The 23,742-nt window shown below is 38.3% G+C and carries 21 protein-coding genes; 1 reads left to right on the top strand and 20 read right to left on the bottom strand.

Annotation, left to right across the window (positions count from 1 at the left end; genetic code table 11):
- Positions 1–68: 68 nt before the first annotated feature.
- From nrdR to AC4BHP_RS00115, 13 genes are all read right to left on the bottom strand, one after another.
- Positions 69–527 carry a transcriptional regulator NrdR gene (gene nrdR, locus AC4BHP_RS00175; RefSeq protein WP_066108869.1) on the bottom strand — a complete coding sequence of 153 codons (459 nt, stop codon included), beginning with the start codon at positions 525–527 and terminating at the stop codon, positions 69–71.
- A 249-nt stretch (positions 528–776) separates the two neighbouring features.
- The gene (gene speD, locus AC4BHP_RS00170; RefSeq protein ID WP_066108871.1) at positions 777–1,157 is read right to left on the bottom strand and encodes an adenosylmethionine decarboxylase; all 381 of its coding nucleotides are present in this window, start codon (positions 1,155–1,157) and stop codon (positions 777–779) included.
- Between the two features lie 313 nt (positions 1,158–1,470).
- Positions 1,471–2,499, bottom strand: a complete 1,029-nt coding sequence (locus AC4BHP_RS00165) for a glyceraldehyde-3-phosphate dehydrogenase (RefSeq protein WP_066108875.1) — start codon at positions 2,497–2,499, stop codon at positions 1,471–1,473.
- 172 nt (positions 2,500–2,671) lie between these two features.
- Positions 2,672–3,268, bottom strand: coding sequence for a dephospho-CoA kinase (gene coaE / locus AC4BHP_RS00160; protein WP_490551055.1), 597 nt, complete (start codon positions 3,266–3,268; stop codon positions 2,672–2,674).
- A 16-nt stretch (positions 3,269–3,284) separates the two neighbouring features.
- Positions 3,285–3,923 carry a sporulation membrane protein YtaF gene (ytaF, locus tag AC4BHP_RS00155; RefSeq protein WP_490551054.1) on the bottom strand — a complete coding sequence of 213 codons (639 nt, stop codon included), beginning with the start codon at positions 3,921–3,923 and terminating at the stop codon, positions 3,285–3,287.
- A 70-nt stretch (positions 3,924–3,993) separates the two neighbouring features.
- Complete coding sequence (gene mutM, locus AC4BHP_RS00150) at positions 3,994–4,824, bottom strand: DNA-formamidopyrimidine glycosylase (RefSeq protein WP_066108883.1); 831 nt, start codon at positions 4,822–4,824, stop codon at positions 3,994–3,996.
- Between the two features lie 21 nt (positions 4,825–4,845).
- A complete protein-coding gene (gene polA, locus AC4BHP_RS00145; RefSeq protein ID WP_490551053.1) occupies positions 4,846–7,473 on the bottom strand; it encodes a DNA polymerase I in 2,628 nt (875 codons plus the stop codon).
- Positions 7,474–7,751: 278 nt separating this feature from the next.
- A complete protein-coding gene (gene pnpS, locus AC4BHP_RS00140; RefSeq protein WP_490551052.1) occupies positions 7,752–9,521 on the bottom strand; it encodes a two-component system histidine kinase PnpS in 1,770 nt (589 codons plus the stop codon).
- Positions 9,518–10,237, bottom strand: coding sequence for a response regulator transcription factor (locus AC4BHP_RS00135; RefSeq protein WP_066108894.1), 720 nt, complete (start codon positions 10,235–10,237; stop codon positions 9,518–9,520). The genes pnpS and AC4BHP_RS00135 overlap by 4 nt, the downstream gene beginning before the upstream one ends.
- Before the next feature lie 177 nt (positions 10,238–10,414).
- Positions 10,415–11,353 (bottom strand): malate dehydrogenase, encoded by a 939-nt coding sequence (gene mdh / locus AC4BHP_RS00130; RefSeq protein ID WP_066108897.1) that lies wholly within the window; start codon positions 11,351–11,353, stop codon positions 10,415–10,417.
- Positions 11,354–11,416: 63 nt separating this feature from the next.
- Positions 11,417–12,688: an NADP-dependent isocitrate dehydrogenase gene (icd, locus tag AC4BHP_RS00125; RefSeq protein ID WP_066108900.1), complete on the bottom strand. Its 1,272-nt coding sequence runs from the start codon at positions 12,686–12,688 to the stop codon at positions 11,417–11,419.
- Between the two features lie 149 nt (positions 12,689–12,837).
- Positions 12,838–13,953: a citrate synthase gene (citZ, locus tag AC4BHP_RS00120; RefSeq protein ID WP_066108903.1), complete on the bottom strand. Its 1,116-nt coding sequence runs from the start codon at positions 13,951–13,953 to the stop codon at positions 12,838–12,840.
- Between the two features lie 324 nt (positions 13,954–14,277).
- Positions 14,278–14,736: a DUF441 domain-containing protein gene (locus AC4BHP_RS00115; RefSeq protein WP_066108905.1), complete on the bottom strand. Its 459-nt coding sequence runs from the start codon at positions 14,734–14,736 to the stop codon at positions 14,278–14,280.
- A gap of 149 nt (positions 14,737–14,885) precedes the next feature.
- On the opposite strand from AC4BHP_RS00115, the gene ytvI reads away from it, so the two are divergent.
- Positions 14,886–16,013, top strand: coding sequence for a sporulation integral membrane protein YtvI (ytvI, locus tag AC4BHP_RS00110; RefSeq protein WP_140462226.1), 1,128 nt, complete (start codon positions 14,886–14,888; stop codon positions 16,011–16,013).
- A 52-nt stretch (positions 16,014–16,065) separates the two neighbouring features.
- Here ytvI and AC4BHP_RS00105 read toward each other — a convergent pair whose 3' ends face one another.
- From AC4BHP_RS00105 to ystJ, 7 genes are all read right to left on the bottom strand, one after another.
- Positions 16,066–16,458 carry an FxsA family protein gene (locus AC4BHP_RS00105; protein WP_139892802.1) on the bottom strand — a complete coding sequence of 131 codons (393 nt, stop codon included), beginning with the start codon at positions 16,456–16,458 and terminating at the stop codon, positions 16,066–16,068.
- A gap of 124 nt (positions 16,459–16,582) precedes the next feature.
- Positions 16,583–18,343 (bottom strand): pyruvate kinase, encoded by a 1,761-nt coding sequence (gene pyk / locus AC4BHP_RS00100; RefSeq protein ID WP_066108914.1) that lies wholly within the window; start codon positions 18,341–18,343, stop codon positions 16,583–16,585.
- A gap of 29 nt (positions 18,344–18,372) precedes the next feature.
- Positions 18,373–19,332, bottom strand: a complete 960-nt coding sequence (gene pfkA, locus AC4BHP_RS00095; protein ID WP_066108917.1) for a 6-phosphofructokinase — start codon at positions 19,330–19,332, stop codon at positions 18,373–18,375.
- Positions 19,333–19,625: 293 nt separating this feature from the next.
- On the bottom strand, positions 19,626–20,603 hold the full coding sequence (gene accA / locus AC4BHP_RS00090) for an acetyl-CoA carboxylase carboxyl transferase subunit alpha (RefSeq protein WP_066108919.1): 978 nt from the start codon (positions 20,601–20,603) through the stop codon (positions 19,626–19,628).
- Complete coding sequence (accD, locus tag AC4BHP_RS00085) at positions 20,603–21,466, bottom strand: acetyl-CoA carboxylase, carboxyltransferase subunit beta (protein ID WP_066108920.1); 864 nt, start codon at positions 21,464–21,466, stop codon at positions 20,603–20,605. Before accD ends, accA begins: the two co-directional genes overlap by 1 nt.
- A gap of 373 nt (positions 21,467–21,839) precedes the next feature.
- Positions 21,840–22,478 (bottom strand): FadR/GntR family transcriptional regulator, encoded by a 639-nt coding sequence (locus AC4BHP_RS00080; protein WP_066108923.1) that lies wholly within the window; start codon positions 22,476–22,478, stop codon positions 21,840–21,842.
- A 6-nt stretch (positions 22,479–22,484) separates the two neighbouring features.
- Complete coding sequence (gene ystJ, locus AC4BHP_RS00075; RefSeq protein WP_066108928.1) at positions 22,485–23,723, bottom strand: NADP-dependent malic enzyme; 1,239 nt, start codon at positions 23,721–23,723, stop codon at positions 22,485–22,487.
- Positions 23,724–23,742 lie beyond the last annotated feature (19 nt).

Below are 23,742 nucleotides of genomic sequence, written 5' to 3'. Positions count from 1 at the left end.
TACAAACCTTTCGTACTTCGGGTTTTTATAGTTGAAAAAAGAGCTAAAGAAACTGTCTTCAGCTCTACTTAATCCTCTTTTTTCATTAATTCTTTCAATTCGTCAATAAAGACATTTATATCCTTAAATTGACGATACACAGAAGCGAAACGGACATAGGCCACTTCATCCAACTCAGCCAGCCTATCCATAACCATTTCACCTATTAAATCACTTTTTATTTCAGAAAATCCTTGATTTCTTATTTCTTTTTCAACATCAGTTGCAATCTCTTCCAGTTCTTTAAGAGCAACATGACGCTTTTCACAAGCTCGGATTAAACCTCTTAGGATTTTTTCTCTGCTATATTCTTCCCGTGCGCCATCTTTTTTTACCACAATTAGCGGAATTTCTTCTACCTTTTCAAATGTAGTAAAACGATAACTACAGGATTCGCATTCTCTTCTTCTACGTATTGAACGTCCTTCATCCGCAGGGCGGGAATCCAGCACTCTTGTCCCATTATGTTGGCACGTTGGACATATCATAGATTAGCACCGTCCTTTTCTATAGTTCTATCTTATTAAAACAAATCGAATAGGACAAGTCTGTTTGCATAAAATGCTATTTTTTATCTATGATACGGCCAATACTATCGGAGAAAAGTAAATAATGGGCAAGTAAAAGACGTTTGCCACAAAAAAAAGAGATGCATATGTACTGCACCCCTAAAAGTTAGAGTTTGAATCTAGCTTTTTTGAGTCAACACAAAAGGACATCTCTTTAATATTTTTTATTTATAATGCTTTAGCAAGAACATGGCTGACAGCAACCGGACCCATGCCTCGCGGGATTTCAATGTGTTCCCTAACCTGAGCGTTTAAGGCTTCAGCTATAAAATCAGCAGCCACATTAGGATCTAAGTCACCGCATGTATATACATCAATACTCGCATAACCATGTTCCGGAAAACTATGAATGGTTAAATGTGATTCAGATATAATGACTACTCCGCTTACTCCCTGTGGCGCAAACTTATGGAAGGCTACTTCTCTAACTTCAGCTCCAGATCGTAAAGCAGCGTCCACGAATATTTGTTCAATCTGATTAACATCGTTCAATTTAGATAAATCACAGCCCCATAATTCAGAAATGACATGACGACCTATTGTATGCATGTTCAATTCCCCCTTTAGCATTTAAACGAATTATAATTATCTTCGTTTCTGGCCTTTACTACCACGGGGGAAAGTTAGTCCTGAGAGGTCCTAACCCTTTAAGTAGTACTGCCAGGATGATGAAGTTTACGACATTTAGTATATATGGTTTATATTTCAAAAGCAATCATACAATTCAATATTAGTTAATAATTACCACTAAATGTACATTAATTGTTTTTCTTAGTTTATTCTAGAATATGAATCAAAGAACGGCCTGAACCGCCTTTTTTTAGAAAGACAGCCAGACCGTAATAGATATTGTTTATTATTATTAACTTACTTTCACCTTATCCTCCTGAAGAAGGCGTGCCACATGGTTTACTAATTCTACCACTCTGCATGAGTATCCCCACTCATTGTCATACCAGGCAAGCACTTTCACTTTATTTGCACCAATCACCATTGTTGAGAGTGCATCTACAATAGCCGAATGTGGATTCGTATTAAAATCAATCGAAACAAGCGGCTCTGTGCTGTATTGGATAATACCGGCCAATGATCCTTCAGCTGCTGTTTTAAACGCTTGATTGATTTCATTAACAGTAACTTCTCTTTTTAAATCTACTACCAAATCAACTAAAGAGACGTTTGGAGTTGGTACTCTCAACGCAATACCATGGAGTTTTCCTTTTAAATGAGGAAGCACCAGTGAGAGTGCTTTGGCTGCTCCAGTTGTGGTAGGTATGATACTTTGTGCACAGGCACGAGCTCTGCGTAAATCTTTGTGCGGGTTATCGATATTATTTTGATCATTTGTATATGCATGAACGGTTGTCATAAGACCATTGTCAATTCCAAATTGTTCATCGAGTACTTTTACAACAGGAGCGAGACAGTTAGTTGTGCAGGATGCATTAGAAATAACAAGGTGTTTATTGATATCCAATGTATCCTCGTTAACACCCATTACAATCGTGACGTCCTCATTCTTCCCGGGAGCTGTTAAAACGACTCGTTTTGCACCGGCATTTAAATGAAGAGCTGCTTGATCACGATGATTAAATTTCCCAGTTGCTTCGATTACGATATCAATCCCAAGATTTTTCCAAGGCAGGAATTCAGGATTGCGATTATTAAGCAAAAGAACTTTTTTACCATTTATCAATAAATGATCATCCATAGCATGTACATCACCATTAAACGGACCATGATTCGTATCATATTTAATTAAATGTGCTAATGTTTCAGGCGGATAGCTAGCATTAATGGCTACGATTTCAAGATGCTCATCCAATATTGCTTTTCGGAAAACCATTCTGCCAATTCGGCCAAACCCATTGATAGCAACTCTTGCACTCATTTAACTTCCTCCTATATATAAGTTATACTTATTGTAAAAATGATGTAATTAGTATAACACATTGAATAAAATGCTGCATGGTTTAAATACCCAAATTATCCAAATTAAATGGAATTTTATACAAAAAAAGACTATCCCAGGGTCGTTATCCCTCAGATAGCCTTTCTATTGATTATACATTCAATTGTTTAATTAGATCAATGAGTTGCTCTTCCGTCTCAAAAAATTCTCCGTTATTGTCAACAATATAATTGGCCAATTTTTTCTTATCATCAATTGGCATTTGTGCTCGTATTCTCGCAAGTGCTTCTTCCTCAGTAAAATGATCCCGCGCCATTAATCTCTTTAACTGGACCTCGGGCTTTACATACACAAGAATAATACCCTCTACCATATGCGTCAAATTACTTTCAAACAATAGGGGAATGTCCATGAAAACGAGTTCTTTCCCCTGGTGTAACGCTTTCTCCGTTTCTTCCATCATCCATTTCCTGACTGCCGGATGAACAATTCCATTTAACATTTGCCGTTTTTCAGAGTTTGAAAATACGATGGAACCTAATTTTTTTCGGTCTAATGTCCCATCAGGTAAACAAATATCCTGACCAAATACATTTTTAATTTCCTCTAATGCTGGCATACCAGGCTCGACAACTTTTCTTGCTGCGATATCTGCATCAATAACAGGGTAACCCTTGGAAATGAGCCATTTGCTGACGCTGCTCTTTCCACTGGCAATCCCTCCTGTAACTCCGAATATTTTCCCCATAGCATTCCATTCCCTATTAAATTATTTTGGTTAACCCAAGAAAAATAAGTACTAAACCCGGAATAAATGAAAAGACCTTTGCCATAATGGAATCCTGCAGAAATTTTCCCGCTTTTATACCCACAGTCATTAATAAAGCACTCATACCAAAACAGAGAGTCACCTGAATAAACAGGGGATAATGAAGTATACCAGCACCTATTCCAGCTCCAAATCCATCTAATGATAAGGCTAATCCTAGAAAGAAAGCCTCTAACCCAGTAATGGTCCCGGAACGGTCAAAGTCTGCACTTAATGGCTTTTTAAGTATATGAATAACCAGCCCAATAGACTTTATTTCTAATTGGAATAAGGTTCTTTCATCCACATAGGGACAATTATCTTCATTTCGCTTGAAGTAACTTGAAAGTGTCCAAATTCCAAGCACCAGCAAGATAAATCCTCCTAGCTTACCGGTCCAGGAATGTGCCATCAAATGCTCGCTTAACGATCCCATTAACATACCGAATGCTAGGCTTAATGCAGAGCAACCGGCAATGATGATGATGGAGCGAATCGGTATACTTACTTTTCGCATTCCATAGGTTATTCCCACACCGCAACTATCCAGACTCACTGCCAATGCCAATAATACTATTGATGCTATGTGCTCCATTTCATAGGGACTCCTTTCCATAATCAATACCCTACTATATGAAAGGAGCCCATCTTATGTTCATATTCAGTTAGGCTAATGGCTGACATTCAGGACAGTAGATGGTCCCTCTGCCTCCAACAATAATTCTTTCCATGTTTGTTCCGCAAATTTTACAAGGCTGTCCTTTTCTCGAATATGCAAACAGCTCGAGCTGAAACATGCCGATTTGGCCCTGTGAATTCACATAGGATCGTACTGTACTTCCACCTTTTTCAATGGCGGTAGCAAGAGTTTCCTTAATGGATGTATATAGTTTTTCTATTTCCTCTTTTGTCAATGTGGATGCCGGCCGTTCAGGATGGATACCGGAATGGAACAATGCTTCATCCACATAGATATTACCAAGACCTGCAACTACTCTTTGATCCAATAATACCGTTTTTATAAAACGATTTGTCTTACTGAGTGCTGTGCTTAAGTAATCTGGTGTAAATTCATCTGAAAAAGGCTCAGGTCCTACTTTTGAAAGTGGCAATACTTCCAATTCTGTCCCCTTTGTATGCAGATGCATCGTGCCAAACTTACGGACATCTCTGTATCTCAATTCCGTTTGATCCGTAAATTTGAATATAACATGCGTATGCTTATCTGCCGGTTCCGTTTCATCATAAAGACCGTATTTCCCTTCCATCCGTAAATGGGAAACAAGACTGTAATCATCTAAATGGAAAATCAGGAATTTACCTCGCCTCCCAATCTCATGAATGGTTTGCCCTTTTAAAAGCATACGAAACAGTTCAGCATCATCCGGCTCTTTTATAATTTTTGCCCAGCGTATATCCACATCATCAATTGTTTTTCCAAGTACCAAAACTTCGAGGGTCCTTCTGATTGTTTCGACCTCAGGTAATTCAGGCATACCTTTTCACCCCTTTTATTCCTATTTAGCATCATACCAGGTGTTGCCAAAAGAATAGTCCACTTTTAATGGAACCGCTAATTCAATTGCATTTTCCATTTCTTCCGGAACAATTCTCTTTAATATATCCAACTCTTCAGGTGGCGCCTCAAAAATCAATTCATCGTGCACCTGAAGCAGCATTCTAGTCTGTAAATTTTCTTTCTTTAATCTGGCATTCATTCGAATCATCGCCAATTTGATAATATCTGCAGCACTGCCCTGAATTGGTGTATTCATAGCTGTTCTTTCTGCAAAACCACGAACATTGAAGTTCCGATTATTAATTTCAGGTATATATCTTCGGCGCTGCAATAAAGTACTTACATATCCATTTTCCTTCGCCTCTTCTACAATATCCTTCATGTATTGCTGAACACCAGGGAAGCTCTCTAAATAGCGATCAATAAAGATTCCAGCTTCTTTTCTGGTAATTCCAAGACTTTGCGATAGTCCATAATCACTGATACCATACACAATTCCAAAGTTCACCGCTTTAGCCTGTCTTCTCATATTTGATGTCACCTGATCAGCATCCACATGAAATACATCCATAGCCGTTCTTGTGTGGATGTCCATATCTGAGTTAAAGGCATCTATCAGGTTTTCATCTCCCGCTATATGGGCCAGAACACGCAGTTCAATTTGAGAATAATCAGCCGCAAAAATGACCCAGCCTTCTTCAGATGGAACGAAAGCCTGTCTGATTTTTTTGCCTTCTTCAAGTCTGATCGGAATATTTTGCAGGTTAGGGTCTGTTGAACTAAGTCGTCCAGTTTGAGTTAATGCCTGATTGAACCTCGTATGAACCTTCTGATCATCATGTATAACTTTTAAAAGTCCCTCAATATAGGTTGATTGCAATTTCCCCAGCTGTCTATAATGAAGAATTTCCCGGACAATACTATGCTTGCTCTCTAATTTTTCAAGTATATCTGCTGATGTGGAATAGCCTGTCTTCGTCTTTTTAATAATAGGTAAATTTAATTTTTCAAACAGGATAACTCCAAGCTGCTTCGGTGAATTAATATTAAAGGATTCACCGGCCATTTCATAAATTTTAGCTTCGATGTCCTTTAATCTGCCTGCAAGTTCAGCTCCCATTTCTTTCAAACGGTTCTCATCGACCTTCACACCCGTAATTTCCATTTCAGCCAGGATAAGAGCAAGCGGCAGTTCTAGATCCTGCAGCAATCCTATTTGATTGAATTCCTCCAGCTGTCTTTCCAGGCTTTCCTTAATCAGTGTTAACGATAAAGCTTTCCGGGCAATATGCTCACCCAATTCAGCAACCGGCGGAATTGAACGTTTCGCTCCTTTTCCATAAAAACTCTCATCTGTTTGAATATGTCCGGCATTATGTTTTTTAGCAAGATCCGCCATATCAACATCCGGTTCAGCTGGATTTAAAACATAGGATGCCAGATAAACATCAAATTCAATTCCTTTTAAAGCAATCCCATCATGGCTTAATGCCACAATACTTTGTTTGGCATCATACACTGTTTTTTTATATTCAGGATTCTCTGCCCACTCTTTGAAAAGAGGGGATCCTGCAGCCTTGTCCTTATCGATAAAGAATGTTCCATTTTCATTTGAAATAGCTATGCCAATTACTTTTGCAGTATGATAATTCGGATCAAGCAGTTCTAGATAGAGTGAGGACTCTGCTGTCAGCATATCTTCCGTCACTTCTTCCACTGCCTTATAGTCAATCTCTTCAAGGACGGCCATCTCTTCTTTTGCAGCTGGTTCCATTTTTTCAATTAAGGTTGCAAATCCAAGCTCCCTATAGATAGACAGCAGCTTTTCCTGGTCTGCACCCGCATAATCAATTGATTCAAGCTCTACCTCAATTGGAGCATTTGTTTCAATTGTTGCCAACTGCTTACTTAAAATAGCTTGGTCCTTGAATTCTTCCACTTTTTCTTTTAGTTTTTTTCCGCTGATTTCATCAGGGGAAGCCACTACCTTCTCAACTGTTCCAAATTGATTCAACAATTTTAAGGCAGTTTTCTCACCTACACCCGGGATTCCAGGAATATTATCTGAAGCATCCCCCATTAATCCTTTTAAATCAATGATTTGATTCGGCGTTAAGTTATACTTTTCACGAATATGCTCCGGTGTATAATCCTCCATATCCGTAATCCCTTTACGGGTAATACGTACAGTCGTTTTATCCGTAGCAAGCTGGGTTAAATCTTTATCGCCGGAGATAATTTGTACTTCATAATCCCCTTTTTCAGCTTCAAGAGCAAGTGTTCCGATAATATCGTCGGCTTCATAATTCGTTAACTCATAGCGAGAGATTCCGTATGCATCCAGTAATTCTCGAATAAAAGGAAATTGCTCTGATAATTCAGGTGGCGTCTTTTGACGTCCGCCTTTGTATTCTTTATATGTACTGTGTCTGAACGTTGTTTTCCCGGCATCAAAAGCAACTAATATATGAGTAGGATTTTCCTCTGAAATGATTTTGTTGAGCATCATCGCAAAACCATAGATGGCATTTGTGTGTACACCCTTCTCGTTATTCAGTAATGGCAATGCAAAAAACGCCCGATAGGCAATGCTGTTTCCATCGATTAAAATCAATTTTTTCTTCATGGTTACCTCCAGTATCCATATATATATTTTCATTAACATATAGCATAATTTAAATACGGCCACCGAATCATTCATCATAACAGGTGTGCCTTATAAATGCTTTTATCAGGATTTGAGACATTTTACTGATTCAGGCCTGATAAAAACCGTCACTTCACTTATCCACTCTATTTTATCATGACTAGAGTTTGAAAGAAAAATGACGGTTCAGTTCTATTTATTCAATTACACCGGTTTGGATTTGTCATAGGACTCTTTTAAGCTGGAAGTCATCAGGCCTATGTATGCTTGGCCTGGTATTTAGGAAGTATGATTGTAAAAGTGGTTCCTACATTCTTTTGGCTTTCTACCGTTATTTCTCCCTCATGTGCCTCCATAATATGCTTAGCTATTGCAAGTCCCAATCCCGTTCCTCCTGATTCCCGGCTACGGTCTTTATCCACTCGATAAAATCTTTCAAATATACGAGGAAACTCCTTTTCCTCTATGCCAATTCCGGTATCCTCGATAACAATATAAATTTTATCAGATTCTTCTTTGGCAGTTATTTGTACTTTCCCATATGACGGGGTATAGGAAATCGCGTTACTAACAAGATTAAGGCATACTTGTTTAAGCCTGAATGTATCTGCTTCACACATAATAGGCTTTTTAAAATCCTGGATCTTGAACTGAATATGTTTCTTCGATGCTTTTTTCTCAAGCATGGCATACGTATCGGATAAAACAGGAACAATATCAATTTCCTGTATATCGAGCCGGAAGCCTTGTTGCTCCACTTTTGAAAGCTCCAGTAATTCCTTTATTAAAGCCTGCAGCCTGTCGCTTTCCTTTAAAATAATAGATAAGAAGTGCTCTAATGCCTGCGGATCATGCATGGCTCCATCAAGGAGCGTTTCCGAAAATCCCTTAATAGATGTAACCGGTGTATTCAGTTCGTGAGACACATTGGCAACAAATTGTTTCCTTACTGACTCTAATTTCTTTAGCTCAGTGATATCATGGAAAACAAGTAGAATACCCTTCCATTCTCCCTTAGGTCCCATAATTGGTGCACCGTATACCTCAAAATTCTTCCGCTCAATTCCAATCGTCAATACGATTTGTTTCTTTAATTTTTGTTCAGCCATAAAGATTTCTTCAATAATCGCATTAATTTCTTCATGTTTGATCACTTTATAATAGAGTTCAGATAAATATTCTTCTTCCTCTACCTTGAAAAGATCAATATAGGCATGGTTGATCATACTGATAAACCCTTTATCATCGATTAATAACAGGGCGCTACCCATATTTTCAATCAGTGTACTCAATCTGTCTTTTTGGATTTCATGAGCAATTTTCATTTCCTGCAAATTTCGGGCAACAGTATTAATAGAATGATTAAGAATTCCATTTTCATTATTTCTACCGACATAAGAACGGGCCCGATAGTTACCTCTCGTTAATTCCAGAGCAGCTTTTGTAGCACTTTCTATAGGAATCGCAAACTTCTTGATTAACTGAAATACAAACAGGACGATCATCACACAGGCGAATCCCAAACAGCCCAAGAGTATAAACCATACTTTTGTATATAGAGAGGAACCTTCATTTGAAACCAATATGAAATGGCCTGTTTCCCCAGTATCCAACGAATAATCGTCCATATAGTAATAGGATGGCCCTGTTCTGATATCGGATTTCTTTCCTATTTTCTTGTCCGTTCTTATATCTCCCATATATTCTGTAAGGGATGCTGAATCATCCCAGTTTTTCCAGCCCGAAGGCTTGTCTGTTTTATACAGGATACGCCCTTCCTTATTCATGATTAGAAAGGATGAGCGCAAATGATTGTTCAACTTATTAGACTTCATCTCTAAATCATTGCCGTTATCAGCATCACCCAGGTATAGAGTTACCAATTGCCCTTCTTCCTTAAGGTGATTCATTACAGACTTATCATAATAATAAAGAAGTAATTTCCCAATTAACAAACCAAAGCATAGAAGTATAATAATAGTGATGGCTGCTATCTCTGCAGTTAATTTAAGCTTGAACTTTTTCATTGCCTTGGTTCCTCAAGTTTATATCCCAACCCGCGTACGGTTTTAATATAATCAGGCTTTTTCGTATCTTGTTCAATTTTTTCACGCAAGTGACTAATATGGACATCGACAATTCGAGTATCTCCGGCAAAATCATAGTTCCATATCACATTAAGGAGCTGATCTCTTGTCAGAACTCTGGATTTATTCCTCGCAAGATACTCTAACAGCTCAAATTCCTTCGGAGTTAGCTCAAGTAACTCCTCTCTCATATATGCTTCATATCTGTCCGGATATATTTGTAACTCTCCAATTCTCAAATTGCTTGTTTCTTGTTTTTCTAAAGAAGTATCCTGCCCGGAATTTCCCATCCCAGCTCTCCTAAGAAGAGCCTTCACTCTGGCCACAACTTCTCTCGGGCTAAATGGCTTTGTCATATAATCATCTGCTCCCAATTCTAGCCCAAGCACTTTATCAAATTCCTCATCCTTTGCTGTTAACATAAGAATTGGAGTCATAATTTTATTTTGTCTCAAGATTTTACATACCTCAATGCCATCCAGTTTAGGCAGCATCAAATCTAGAATAATGATATCTGGTGACTCAGCTATAGCCATTCTTTTACCTGTCTCACCATCCATTGCTTTAATAACCTGATAGCCGGCTTGTTCCAGATTATAGGTTAGTAAGGTAATAATTGATTGTTCATCTTCCACTACAAGGACTTTTTTACTCATTGGCCCCTCCTGCTATTTTTTCACTATACTAACCATTATATATGAACATACGCTTTTGGGTAGTCTAGGATACGTCACTAACCGATTGCATTATTTGGGATACCCCCATATAGTCTCTCCTGGAAAATGCAAAAAAAAATCGGAAAGTAATACTCTCCGATTTATATAATAAGACTATTAAGCAAGTACAGACATAACGTTTCGAACTGCTTCAGCAGATTGATCCAATGCTGCTTTTTCTTCATCAAGTAATTCAAGCTCAATTACTTTCTCTATGCCATTTGCCCCCAAAATAGTTGGAACACCTAAGTATATTCCGCTATATCCATATTCACCTTCCAAATAGGCTATTGCAGGAATCACTCTCCGCTGATCCTTTAATACAGCTTCTGCCATTTCTACAAGTGAAGCAGCAGGGGCATAATATGCACTTCCATTACCAAGAAGACTAACAATTTCTCCGCCGCCTTTTCTCGTCCGTTCGACTATTTGCTCTAGACGTTCCTTTGGCAGAAGAGCTTCTAAAGGAATGCCGCCAGCATATGAATATCGAACAAGTGGTACCATATCATCGCCGTGTCCACCCAACACAAAACCTGTTATATCCTTAACTGACAAATTTAATTCCTGAGCGATAAATGTACGGAATCTAGCCGTATCCAATACACCCGATTGACCGATCACACGATTTTTGGGGAATCCGGTTTCCTTAAATACCGTATAGGTCATTGCATCAACTGGATTAGTAAGAACAATAATATAACTGTCAGGAGAATATTTTACAATCTCTTTAGCTACTGAGCGCATAATGTTTTGGTTCGTTTGAACTAGATCATCCCGGCTCATCCCTGGCTTACGCGCAATTCCTGCAGTAATAATAACCAGATCAGAATCCTTTGTATCCTCGTAATTTGATGTTCCAGTAATGGATGCATCAAATCCCATTACTGGGCCTGCTTCTGCCATATCTAAAGCTTTGCCCTTTGTGGGATTTTCCAATTGCGGAATATCAACCAACACTACATCCCCAAGTTCTTTTTGAGCTAAAAGAAACGCGGTCGTTGCTCCTGTAAAACCACTGCCAATGACAGATATTTTTTTTCGGTTAAATACCATTCGAATTTACCCCCAGTTTTTAAAAGGGGTAACCTTTTTCGAGATTACCCCTTTCGTGAATTATTAATCCATATTTTTTATGAGCTCATCAGCAAATTCAGAACATTTCACTTCACTCGCTCCATCCATTAAACGGGCGAAGTCATATGTAACCACTTTTGTTTCTATCGTTTTTTCCATTGATTGTGTAATCAAATTAGCAGCTTCAGTCCAGCCCAGATGCTCAAGCATCAATACACCTGATAGGATTACTGATGAAGGATTCACCTTATCAAGACCAGCATATTTAGGTGCTGTTCCGTGTGTTGCTTCAAAAATTGCATGGCCTGTAACATAGTTGATATTGGCACCAGGCGCAATACCTATTCCACCAACCTGTGCTGCAAGAGCGTCAGAGATATAATCTCCATTTAGATTCATGGTTGCAACTACATCAAATTCTCTTGGTCTTGTTAAGATTTGCTGCAGGAAGATATCTGCAATGGAATCTTTAACAATAATTTTACCAGCTGCCTCTGCATCTGCCTGTGCTTTGTTTGCAGCCTCTGTACCTTCTGCTTCTTTAATGCGGTCATACTGTGCCCAAGTGAATACTTGATCACCGAATTCTTCTTCAGCAACTTCATAACCCCAGTTTTTGAAGGCTCCCTCTGTAAACTTCATGATATTTCCTTTATGAACAAGCGTGAGGGATTTACGTCCTTCTTTAATTATATAATTAAGTGCAGCTCTGACAAGACGTTTTGTGCCTTCTTCAGAAATCGGCTTGATTCCAAGTCCGGAAGTCTCAGGGAAACGGATTTTGGAAACACCCATTTCTTCACGCAGGAAGGTTAATAATTTTTTAACGTCATCAGATCCTTTTGCATATTCAATTCCTGCATAAATGTCTTCTGTATTTTCACGGAAGATAACCATATCCGTGTCCTGTGGTCTTTTAACCGGTGATGGAACTCCATTAAAATAACGAACCGGGCGCAAGCAAGTATATAAATCAAGTTCTTGGCGCAAAGCTACATTTAAAGAACGAATACCTCCGCCAACCGGTGTTGTAAGCGGTCCTTTAATCGCGATTAAATATTCTTTAATAACGTCAAGCGTTTCTTTAGGAAGCCATTCTCCTGTTTGATTAAATGCTTTCTCACCAGCAAGTACTTCTTTCCAAACTATTTCTTTTTCCCCATTGTATGCTTTGTTTACTGCCGCTTCCAACACTCTTGATGCAGCTGCCCAAATATCAGGACCTGTTCCATCCCCTTCAATAAATGGTATAATCGCCTGGTTTGGCACTTGCAGTACTCCATCGACAACTGTGATTTTTTCTCCCATACTCATTCAAATCCCCTCCAACATCAATATACAAGGTTAGTGAAACAGTCCGTTTCAGCTAACCTTTTCTCTAAATCTATAAATTTAAGTATAACTATCCAGAAGTTAATTAACAAATCATCCTACTATTAATTTTCAGATAATTTGGCCTCTTATTAACGATTATTAACTGGTATATATTTTTGCATTCCTGGTCCCACATATTCAGCACGCGGGCGAATCAATCGGTTGTTTTCATATTGCTCCAGAATATGGGCAATCCATCCTGACATACGGCTAACCGCAAAGATAGGTGTAAATAAATCATGATCAATCCCCAGACTGTGGTATACAGAAGCAGAATAAAAATCTACATTTGGAGGAAGCGGTTTTTTTGAAGTAACTAGCTCTTCAATTTTGGAAGATATTTCATACCACTTCGGTTCACCCGTTAAGTTCGTGAGTCTTTGGGACATTTCACGAAGATGCTTTGCACGTGGATCTCCTTTTCTGTAGACACGATGTCCAAAGCCCATTATCTTTTCTTTATTTGCTAATTTATTACTTATATAGCTATCAACATTTTCAACAGAGCCTATTTCAGATAGCATTTTCATAACTGCTTCATTAGCCCCGCCATGCAATGGTCCCTTTAAGGCACCAATTGCTGCTGTGACACCCGAATAAATATCCGACAATGTAGCTACACATACACGCGCAGTAAATGTAGATGCATTTAATTCATGGTCCGCATGTAAAACTAATGCTTTGTTAAATGCCTCAATTTCAATCTGTTCAGGTTCTTTGCCATTCAGCATATAAAGAAAATTCTGTGCATAGCCAAAATCTTTACGTGGCGCAATAGGTTCTTCGCCTTTACGAATGCGTGAAAAAGCCGTCACAATGGATAGGATTTTAGCTTGCAAACGTATTGCTTTTCTGAAATTTGCTTCTTCATCCATAATATCGGCTTCCTCATCATATAACCCCAATAAAGATACAGCTGTTCTTAATGCTCCCATTGGATGAATCGTATCAATCGGATACATTTTGAAATGTTCAATCATTTCATTAGGAAGTCCTGCATTTGCAGCAAGTTGATTCTTCAAATCTTCCAATTCTAGCTTGTTGGGTAATCTGCGATGCCATAACAAATAAATAACCTCTTCGAAACTTGCGTTTTCAGCCAAATCATCGATATCATAACCGACATATGTCAATGTGTCATCGATAATAGAACTGATTGAAGATGATGTAGCCACTACTCCTTCAAGACCCTTTGTAACAGACATGGTTTTTCTCTCCTTTGCTAGAAATCTCCCCTATGTTCCTGATTTTGGTTGACGAATTGGGTTACCGCTTCACTGTAATGTATGTATTGCCTATATGCTTTCATCACATTTATATCTCTTACTTGTAAGTAAGCGTTATCATAAGAGCGTAAATTTCACCCAGCATCTCCCTCGTTGAACGATTGCTCAGAATAACAATAGATTTCACAAGAAATTTTTTACAAATCTGTGAAATCTATGCCCTGTTTTCAATTATAAACAATTATTTAAAATTTGTGAAACAAAAACACCTTATAAAAATCCAAAAGTATTTTATCTTAATAATTATCTGAAAAAATCAATAAGCTGCATGGCAAGATATGCAATCCCAGCTCCGATTAATGGACCTACTGCTACCCCATTAAAAAGACCGACAGCTAGGATCGTTCCAAAAACGAGTGCCACCGTAATATGAGGATCACTTACCAAAAGCTGCACACCATTCTTCGCAATTAATGCAACGGCTATTCCAGATAACATAGCAATCCAGGCATACGGCGATTTCATTGCTTCCGTCAGTTGCTTAAACCCTATATGGCCTGTGGCAATCGGCACTAATACAGCAATGGTAATAATCGTAACACCCCAATTAATCCCCTTAGACTGAATATAACTGAACATTTTTCCATCTAAACCGACAATTTTAAATACAAGCAAAAAAAGAACTGCAAATGTAAGGGAACTGTTTTTCGCAAATATCCCTATCGCCAAAAGAATAACTAAAAATATGTATGGACCATACATGATGTTTCATCCTTCCTGTTGAAAATGTATATCAAGTATAAAAAGACTGATAATTTCAAAAAATACCACTTGTGGTTAATATATGAACTTTCTTTTAATGATCTTAAAGAATATAATTAAATTCAGAAAGGCAAATAAAGGAGGCTTATATGAACCTTGAACACCTTTATAGAGTTTTACGCTTCTTAGTCGTTATTATCGGGATTTATCTATCCGTTTATTTACTGCTTATCATAGCTAAATATACATACCCATTTATCATAGGTTTTTCGTTTGCCTACTTGCTTAAACCTTTTGTTACGTTCTTAACGAATAAACTTAAAATACCAAAAAGTTTATCTGTTATTCTCTCTATGCTTGTTACGGTTGCGCTTATTGCTGGTTTGATTACCTTTCTTGTAGCTGAAATGGTTGCCGGGATAACCTATCTGTCAGAAGCATTGCCTGAACATTTAAATACGATGGTAGTATATACACAAAATTACATTACAAATCACTTCATCCCATTCTACGAGAAAATCATATCCTTCTTTAATACTCTTGATACAGGGCAACAGGATACCATTTTGTCAAATATAGAACAGCTAGGGAAAGAAGCTGGTAATACCATTGTGTCGATTCTACAATCGTTTTTAGCTTTTTTGCCTGTTGTTATTGGCTGGCTTCCAAGTGTAGGAACAGGGGCTATCTTTACTTTACTGGCCACATTTTTTATTGCGAAGGAATGGGATAGATTTATTAATTACAGTAAAAAAATGCTACCGAATAAAACCATGTACAATCTTAAGAACGTCATGAAAGAGTTGGAGAAAGCATTATTCGGTTTTATAAGAGCACAGCTGACGTTAATATCAATAACAGCCTTAATTGTTCTGGTTGGTTTATTAATTCTGCGGGTTGATTATGCCATTACAATCGCCCTTATAATTGGATTTGTTGATTTATTGCCCTATCTGGGTACAGGTTTAGTTTTCGTTCCATGGATTATATACGAGTTGATTATCGGCAACTTCGGATTTGCACTTGGTCTTGGTATTTTATATACGGTAGTGATTGTTCAAAGGCAATTCATGGAACCGAAAATCCTTTCCTCAAGCATCGGTCTGGATCCATTGGCTACTTTAGTTGCTATCTTTGTCGGATTTAAGCTAATTGGGTTTTTAGGTTTTATTTTAGGTCCCATTATCTTAGTGATATTGAGTACATTATATAAATTGCATATCCTTCATGATTTAAAAGATTATATTATGGGAGTTCAGCCCCCTCCTCCTAAATAAAAGGAGGAGGCTGCATCCAACGATTTTTCCATCGTCAGAAGCAGCCCCTCATTTATCGAATAATCGTAATCGTTTTGCGTGATTTACTCATATACTTTGTAAGCAGTGCATAGAGGATTGGCTTAAAGGCTTTCCTTGTAAATGGCATTAGCAGCAGGAACCCCACTATATCACTGATAAAACCAGGCAGTAATAACAGGAAGCCTCCAATTAGAATACAGATCCCGCTGTATACTTCTTCACCGGGCATAAATCCTTTACTCATCTGGTCCTTTGCGCGCTGGATGACCTGCAAGCCTTGTTTCTTGGCCAAGAATACTCCGATGATCCCAGTAAAAAAGATGAGGAAAACCGTCCAGCCAATACCCAAATAAGAACCCGACACCAACAAAACAATAATTTCAATAATTGGTATCAGAATGAAAAATATGGTTGAGAGCTTCATTAGGAACCTCCTTATTGCAAAGTGTCTGGCATTTTCCTTTAGTTTAGCATAATTGATAGAAGTGGATAGAAAAAAGAGCTGTTTAAATTAGCAAACAGCTAAGCAAACAGCTCCATCATGTTTATTACAGAATTCCTGTATTACCTTCGTAAATACGGCCGCTTCGGCTATCTACAGTAATAACCTGGTTGTCCTGTAACACTGTTGTAGCATTTTCAAATCCAACAATAACCGGAATACCCTGGCTTAAACCAACTACTGCAGCATGGCTTGTTAAACCGCCTTCTACAGTTACCAATGCTGCGCATTTTTCAATCGCTGGCATCATATCTTTGTCCGTTGCATTTGTAACTAAAATACAACCTTCTTTTGCTTTAGCAATCGCTTCTTCAGCGTTGTTAGCAATAACTACACGGCCTGAAGCAGACTTTCTTCCAATTCCTTGAGCACTTGCTAAAACAGAACCGATCAAGTGGATTTTCATAATATTAGTTGTGCCTGATTCATTCACTGGTACACCCGCTGTGATAATAACCAATTCACCAGGTTTTACTAAGTTTTTCTCAGTTGCTGCTTGAACTGCATTTTCAAGCATATCATCTGTAGTAGTAGTACTAGTTCCTAGAATTGGATATACACCAGATACCAACGCTAATCTTCTCATCACTCTTTCATCAGATGTGATTGCGATGATAGGTGTTTTAGGACGGTAACGGGAAATTACACGTGCTGTTGATCCACTTTGTGTCGGTGTAATAATAGCTGAAACATTTAAGTTTAATGCTGTATGTGCTACAGATTGCCCAATTGCATCAGTTACATTATAATCATGATCTTTACTGCGGGCAGAAAGAATTGCTTTATAATTTAAAGCTGTTTCTGCTTTACTAGCAATGTTGTGCATAGTTTGAACAGCTTCAACTGGATATTGGCCAGCTGCTGTTTCACCTGAAAGCATGATTGCATCTGTTCCATCAAAAATTGCATTCGCTACGTCACTTGCTTCCGCACGAGTTGGACGAGGATTACGTTGCATTGAATCTAACATTTGCGTTGCTGTAATAACCGGTTTACCCACTGTATTGCAGCGTTTAATTAAATCTTTTTGAACAAGAGGTACATCTTCGGCAGGAATTTCAACGCCAAGGTCCCCACGCGCAACCATTAAACCATCAGAAACCGCTAAGATCTCTTCAATATTTTCTACACCTTCGTGGTTTTCGATTTTCGGGATGATTTGGATATGACCTGCATTATGATTTTCAAGCAATTCTCTGATTTCAAGAACGTCCGCTCCTCTTCTTACAAAGGAAGCTGCAATGAAATCAACATCTTCTTGAATACCGAATACGATATCTTCCGCATCTTTTTGTGTAATTCCTGGTAATTTGACAGAAACTCCTGGTACGTTAACACCTTTTTTATTCTTAATCATTCCTGTGTTAAGAACTTTTGTATAGATTTCTTTTTTATCTTTATCTAAACCAGTTACTTCAAGACCAATTAAACCATCATCAACAAGGATTCTGGATCCTTCATGAACATCATCAATTAAGCCTTCATAAGTGATTGAGAATTTCTCCGGAGTACCAAGTACTTCAGTCATAGAAATGGTAACATCTTGACCTGCTACTAATTCGAACCCACCATTTTCCATGTTGTGAGTGCGAATTTCCGGTCCTTTTGTATCAAGTAAAATCCCAACTGTTTTACCAGTTTCTTCTGCAGCCTGGCGAATAGTTTGAATTCTTGCACGGTGCTCTTCATGGCTACCATGAGAAAAGTTTAGACGGGCAACATTCATTCCTGCTTCCATTAATGCTTTTAACTTTTCTAATGATTCACTGGCTGGTCCAATTGTACATACGATTTTTGTTTTACGCACGTTGTATCCTCCTATTTACTATTTCTTAATTAAATTGAAAGCTCCTGAGATAATTCATACATTTTTTTGTCAACCACATGAGGTATCTTTAATGCCTCAATAATGTCATAATCAACCAATTTATTGTTAACGATCCCTACTGCGCGGCCGCCTTTTCCATCAAGGAGCAATTCAACTGCATTAGCAGCCAATCGACTGGCTAATACGCGATCTGTCGCTGTTGGTGATCCACCGCGCTGAACATGTCCTAGAACTGTCACACGCGTTTCGAAGCCAGTGCGTTTCTGGATATCTTCACCGATTTCCATACCACTGCCAACACCTTCAGCAACAATAATAATACTATGTTTCTTTCCTCTATCATGCCCACGCTTCAGCTTATTAATGATATCATTCATATCATAGTTTTCTTCGGGGATAAGAATAGATTCCGCTCCGCCTGCAAGTCCTGCCCATAGTGCAAGATCTCCGGCATTTCTTCCCATTACCTCAATAACGTATGTTCTTTCGTGTGAAGTAGCTGTATCTCTGATTTTATCAATAGAATCAATAACGGTATTCAAGGCAGTATCGAATCCAATTGTGAATTCGGTTCCTGGAATATCATTATCAATCGTGCCCGGTACACCTATACATGGAAATCCATGTTCTGTTAAAGCTTTGGCTCCACGATAAGAACCATCTCCACCTATAACAACAAGTCCTTCAATTCCAAATTTCTTCAATTGTTCTATACCTTGCAATTGAACATCTCTTTCCTTGAATTCCGGACAACGAGCCGTATACAGCATCGTTCCGCCTCTATGTATAATATCTCCTACAGATCCGATCTCAAGCTTTTTTATGTTCCCATTTAAAAGACCTTGGTATCCGTTGTAAATCCCATAAACCTCAATATTATGGTAAATCGCTTTTCTTACAACGGCACGTACTGCGGCATTCATGCCTGGTGAATCTCCCCCACTTGTTAATACACCTATTCTTTTCATGATATCACCCCAAGTTTAGTATTATCTTCATTGAGTACACATCTGTTTATAGCATCTGTATATAGACAGACAGAAACACAATCACGAAATATAGTTGTTTCCGTTTATTCATAATCGCATCCTTATTCTATGATAACAAAATCCTTTCGTAAAGCCCTTTGTACCAAGGAATTTTATATGAAAACGCTATCACATTGAGAGATTCTCATTATTATCAAGGGATTAAAAAAAATTGTACATCGTGTGTATTTTTCCCTATTGAACAAAAAAGAAACGTACATTTTCATGTACGTTTAATGATTCTTTACAAATTGAGTCGAAAATCCGTACTTGCCAATATTTTTATATTTTTCATATCTTTTATTGACTAGCTCTTCCTCACTCATATTTTTTAATGTATCAAGCGAATTTTTTAATATTTTATCAATCTCTTCAGCCTGATCTTTAACCGAGCGATGAGCACCGCCAAGTACTTCAGGAATAATTTGATCTATAATGCCTAACTCTTTTAAATCTGGTGCCGTAATTTTCATGGATTCCGCTGCCTTCTTTGCCATGGATGCATCTTTCCAGAGGATGGATGCAGCTCCTTCAGGAGAAATAACTGAGTAAGTTGAATTTTCAAGCATATGAATATGGTCTCCCACACCAAGTGCTAAAGCTCCGCCACTTCCTCCTTCTCCAATTACTATACAAACGATTGGCACCTTTAAACCGGCCATTTCGAATAAATTTCTAGCAATAGCTTCACTTTGACCTCTTTCTTCTGCCGCTTTACCAGGATAGGCTCCCTTTGTATCAATAAAACAAATAATTGGCCTCCTGAATTTTTCCGCTTGCTTCATGAGTCGTAAAGCTTTTCTATATCCTTCTGGATGAGGCATGCCAAAATTCCGTCGTATATTATCCTTTGTATCCTTACCTCGCTGATGACCAATAACAGTCACCGGCATCCCATGATACTTAGCTATGCCGCCCACTATTGCTTCATCATCACCAAAAAGTCGATCCCCATGACATTCAAAGAACGATGTAAATAAGTGTTCTATGTAATCGCAGGTTGTAGGGCGTAATGAGTGCCGGGCTATTTCAACTCGATCCCAAGGCTTAATATCTAGATACAGCTCTTTTTCCAATTGGCCCAAGCGTTCCTCCAGCTTATTAATTTCCTCTGTAAACTCTCCATCAGAGTGTGAAGTCATTTTCTTTAATTCATCTATTTTTTTTTGTAAATCCTGTATTGGTTTTTCAAATGACAATTCACCCGGCATTATTTACTCCCCCCTGATGTATGAATATCGATAATTGCAGCCAGTGTATCTTTCATTTTATTTCTCGGCACTACTGCATCCAGTTGACCATGTTTTAGAAGGAATTCAGCAGTTTGAAAATCTTCCGGTAACTTTTCATGGATTGTTTGCTCGATTATTCGACGGCCGGCAAATCCAATTAAAGCTTTAGGTTCTGCAAGGTTATAATCTCCGAGAGAAGCAAAACTCGCTGATACCCCACCGGTAGTTGGATGAGTCATAACCGATATAATCAAACCGCTATGCTCACTGAAACGTTTTAAGGCTGCACTTGTTTTTGCCATTTGCATGAGACTTATAACTCCCTCTTGCATTCTGGCTCCTCCGGATGCGGTAAATATAATAAAAGGTACCTTTAATTCATCAGCTTTTTCAATGGCCCGGGTTATCTTTTCACCAACTACAGAGCCCATACTGCCCATACGAAATGTAGAGTCCATTACAGCAATCACAGTGGTATGACCACTAATTCGACCTATTCCTGTTACTACAGCTTCATTTTGTTTTGTCTTATTTCGATCTCTATCGAGCTTTTCTGTATAATCGGGAAAGTTCAGTGGATTTTCCGATATCATCCCCCGATCGTACTCCTCAAAAGACCCTTTATCCATTAAATTGCTTAAACGTTCAACTGCACTCATCGGGTGGTGATAACCACATTTAGGACAAACTTTATCATTTTTTAATATTTCTTTAGAGTATTTAATAGTTTTACAAGACGGACATTTCATCATAATTCCTTCAGGCACATCTTGATTTGCTTTATCAGAAGGAATGGTTGCATACTTTTTCTTTTTTGTACGAGAAAACATGTCTTTCAACAAAACTCTCGATCCCCTTTCGTAATACAGTACATCAATGGTTCATAAATAAACCTTACTGATTTTCTCATCAGCCAGTGATTACTGAAACCACCTTGTCCATTATACCTGCCATCCCATCAGATATATACAGACTATGGTAATAGGACAAACTACTTGCACATTATTGAAGTCCTATCTTATCTACATACAAGAAACACATCTTTGAAAAATCATATCCTTACCGACCAATAGGACAAATCATATGCATCTTCATTAACCCTTATGTCTTAGTAAATCTATAAACCTTAATTGCAAGCAATGGAAAGTTTATAAAATTGGCCTTATATAGTTTACAAAACGTACCTATATAAGGCCAATATACTACAGATATCTATTATTCACTTTTCGCAGTAGCTCTGATTTTTGTATCATATATTTCAAGTGCTTGATCTTTTTCCCCGTTTTCCATTAAAGCAGCTAAAATAATATATTGCTTTCGGTCTTGAATGGAGAATTCATAGCCAGATGCTTTACAGTAACTGTTTACCGTTTTCCAAATTCTTTCCATCAATCGATTGTCAGTCAAACTGGCTAATTGAGAGAAGTAAGCCTCGTCCGTAAATGAGTTGGTTCTAGCCCAATTATAGAGATCTTTAATAGTCTCAGGATTTTTACGGTTGTATTCGGACATTATACGTATACAATCTTTTTCTAACAACAATTTCACTTCAATCAAATCTTCTTTTGTTTTACCTTCTAAAATGAAAAATGAGCCAAGTAATTCAACAAGCTTATGCTCTTGAAAATCATGAATGAATGTTCCTTCTCCTCTTCTTGTTTCAATCAATCCCAAAAGCTCCAACGCTCTTAAAGCTTCTCTGACTGAGGAACGGCCAACATTTAAGCGGTCAGACAGCTCCCGTTCAGAGGGGATTTTATCACCTGGAACAAGATGATCCTCTTCAATCATTCTTTGCAGCTTGCGAACTATTTCTAAATATACTTTTGGCTGTCCTTCAGTTTGTAATTCCATCTGTCATCACTCACTTTTTCCAATGGATGATAGTAATTCTGTCTTCTTTCTGATTTCTTCCGGATCAACTTTTAATCTTGCAACCCCTGTTTCCATCGCCGCTTTTGCTACTGCAGCAGCTACTGCCGGAGCAACTCGCGGGTCAAAAGGAGCAGGGATTACATAATCCGTTTGCAGCTCTTCATCTGTAATTAGATTTGCAATCGCCTCAACGGCTGCAACTTTCATTTTCTCATTAATATGAGTTGCTCTTACATCCAGAGCCCCTCGAAAAATTCCCGGAAAGGCTAAAACATTGTTTACCTGGTTGGGGAAATCGGATCTACCAGTTCCTACGACTGCCGCACCTGCTTCTTTAGCCAATTCTGGCATAATTTCGGGAACTGGATTGGCCATCGCAAAAATGACTGGATCTGAGGCCATTGATTTAATCATTTCAGGAGTTAGCGCGCCTGCAACCGAAACACCGATAAAAACATCTGCATCTTTAATGACGTCCTCAAGACTGCCTTCCAAATGATCACGATTTGTATATTTAGCCACCTCTGCTTTTACAGCATTCATACCATATGGGCGTTCTTCATAAATCGCACCCTTGCTATCACACATAATTAAATCGCGTACACCAAAGTGATATAGTAGCTTAATAATGGCAATACCGGCAGCACCAGCGCCATTTGCAACCACTTTAATCTCAGACATTTTCTTATTGGAAAGCTTCAAGGCATTAACAAGACCTGCAACCGTTACAATTGCTGTACCGTGCTGATCGTCATGGAAAACAGGGATATTCGTTTCTTTTTTCAATCTTTCTTCAATGACAAAACAATTTGGAGCCGCAATATCTTCTAAATTAATTCCGCCAAAAGTTGGTTCAAGTAATTTTACTGTCTCCACAATTTTATCTACGTCGTTCGTATTTAGACAGATTGGAAAAGCATCGACTCCTGCAAACCCCTTAAATAATAATGCTTTTCCTTCCATCACAGGGAGGGCAGCTTCCGGACCAATATTGCCGAGTCCAAGCACTGCTGTACCATCTGATACTACGGCTACCATATTGCCCTTGAAAGTATATTCATATACTGTTTCCGGTTTATCATGTATAGCTTTACACGGTTCAGCTACACCTGGAGAATATGCCAGGCTTAAATCGTGTGCATTCCGCAGAGGTACCTTGGCCACTGTTTCCAATTTCCCCTTATTTAAACGGTGCATATGCAACGCTTCTTCTCTTAAAGTCAATTACCCACACCCCACTTTT

The sequence above is a fragment of the Pradoshia sp. Z4_20 genome, assembly GCF_058216035.1.
This window is presented reverse-complemented; position numbering and strand designations above follow the sequence as displayed.

Bases quoted from the DNA above. Each gene is read 5' to 3' on its own strand.
- accA (WP_066108919.1), bottom strand. From the start codon at position 20,603: ATGCCGGGTGAATTGTCATTTGAAAAACCAATACAGGATTTACAAAAA.
- ytaF (WP_490551054.1), bottom strand. From the start codon at position 3,923: ATGGAGCACATAGCATCAATAGTATTATTGGCATTGGCAGTGAGTCTG.
- AC4BHP_RS00135 (WP_066108894.1), bottom strand. From the start codon at position 10,237: ATGAGTAAAAAAGTCCTTGTAGTGGAAGATGAACAATCAATTATTACC.
- AC4BHP_RS00165 (WP_066108875.1), bottom strand. From the start codon at position 2,499: ATGAGTGCAAGAGTTGCTATCAATGGGTTTGGCCGAATTGGCAGAATG.
- speD (WP_066108871.1), bottom strand. From the start codon at position 1,157: ATGCATACAATAGGTCGTCATGTCATTTCTGAATTATGGGGCTGTGAT.
- AC4BHP_RS00115 (WP_066108905.1), bottom strand. From the start codon at position 14,736: ATGTATGGTCCATACATATTTTTAGTTATTCTTTTGGCGATAGGGATA.
- pfkA (WP_066108917.1), bottom strand. From the start codon at position 19,332: ATGAAAAGAATAGGTGTATTAACAAGTGGGGGAGATTCACCAGGCATG.
- polA (WP_490551053.1), bottom strand. From the start codon at position 7,473: ATGAAGAAAAAATTGATTTTAATCGATGGAAACAGCATTGCCTATCGG.
- pnpS (WP_490551052.1), bottom strand. From the start codon at position 9,521: ATGAAAAAGTTCAAGCTTAAATTAACTGCAGAGATAGCAGCCATCACT.
- mdh (WP_066108897.1), bottom strand. From the start codon at position 11,353: ATGGTATTTAACCGAAAAAAAATATCTGTCATTGGCAGTGGTTTTACA.
- mutM (WP_066108883.1), bottom strand. From the start codon at position 4,824: ATGCCTGAATTACCTGAGGTCGAAACAATCAGAAGGACCCTCGAAGTT.
- AC4BHP_RS00080 (WP_066108923.1), bottom strand. From the start codon at position 22,478: ATGGAATTACAAACTGAAGGACAGCCAAAAGTATATTTAGAAATAGTT.
- coaE (WP_490551055.1), bottom strand. From the start codon at position 3,268: ATGGGGAAAATATTCGGAGTTACAGGAGGGATTGCCAGTGGAAAGAGC.
- citZ (WP_066108903.1), bottom strand. From the start codon at position 13,953: ATGTCTGTTACAAAGGGTCTTGAAGGAGTAGTGGCTACATCATCTTCA.
- nrdR (WP_066108869.1), bottom strand. From the start codon at position 527: ATGATATGTCCAACGTGCCAACATAATGGGACAAGAGTGCTGGATTCC.
- AC4BHP_RS00105 (WP_139892802.1), bottom strand. From the start codon at position 16,458: ATGAAGCTCTCAACCATATTTTTCATTCTGATACCAATTATTGAAATT.
- icd (WP_066108900.1), bottom strand. From the start codon at position 12,688: ATGAGTATGGGAGAAAAAATCACAGTTGTCGATGGAGTACTGCAAGTG.
- ytvI (WP_140462226.1), top strand. From the start codon at position 14,886: ATGAACCTTGAACACCTTTATAGAGTTTTACGCTTCTTAGTCGTTATT.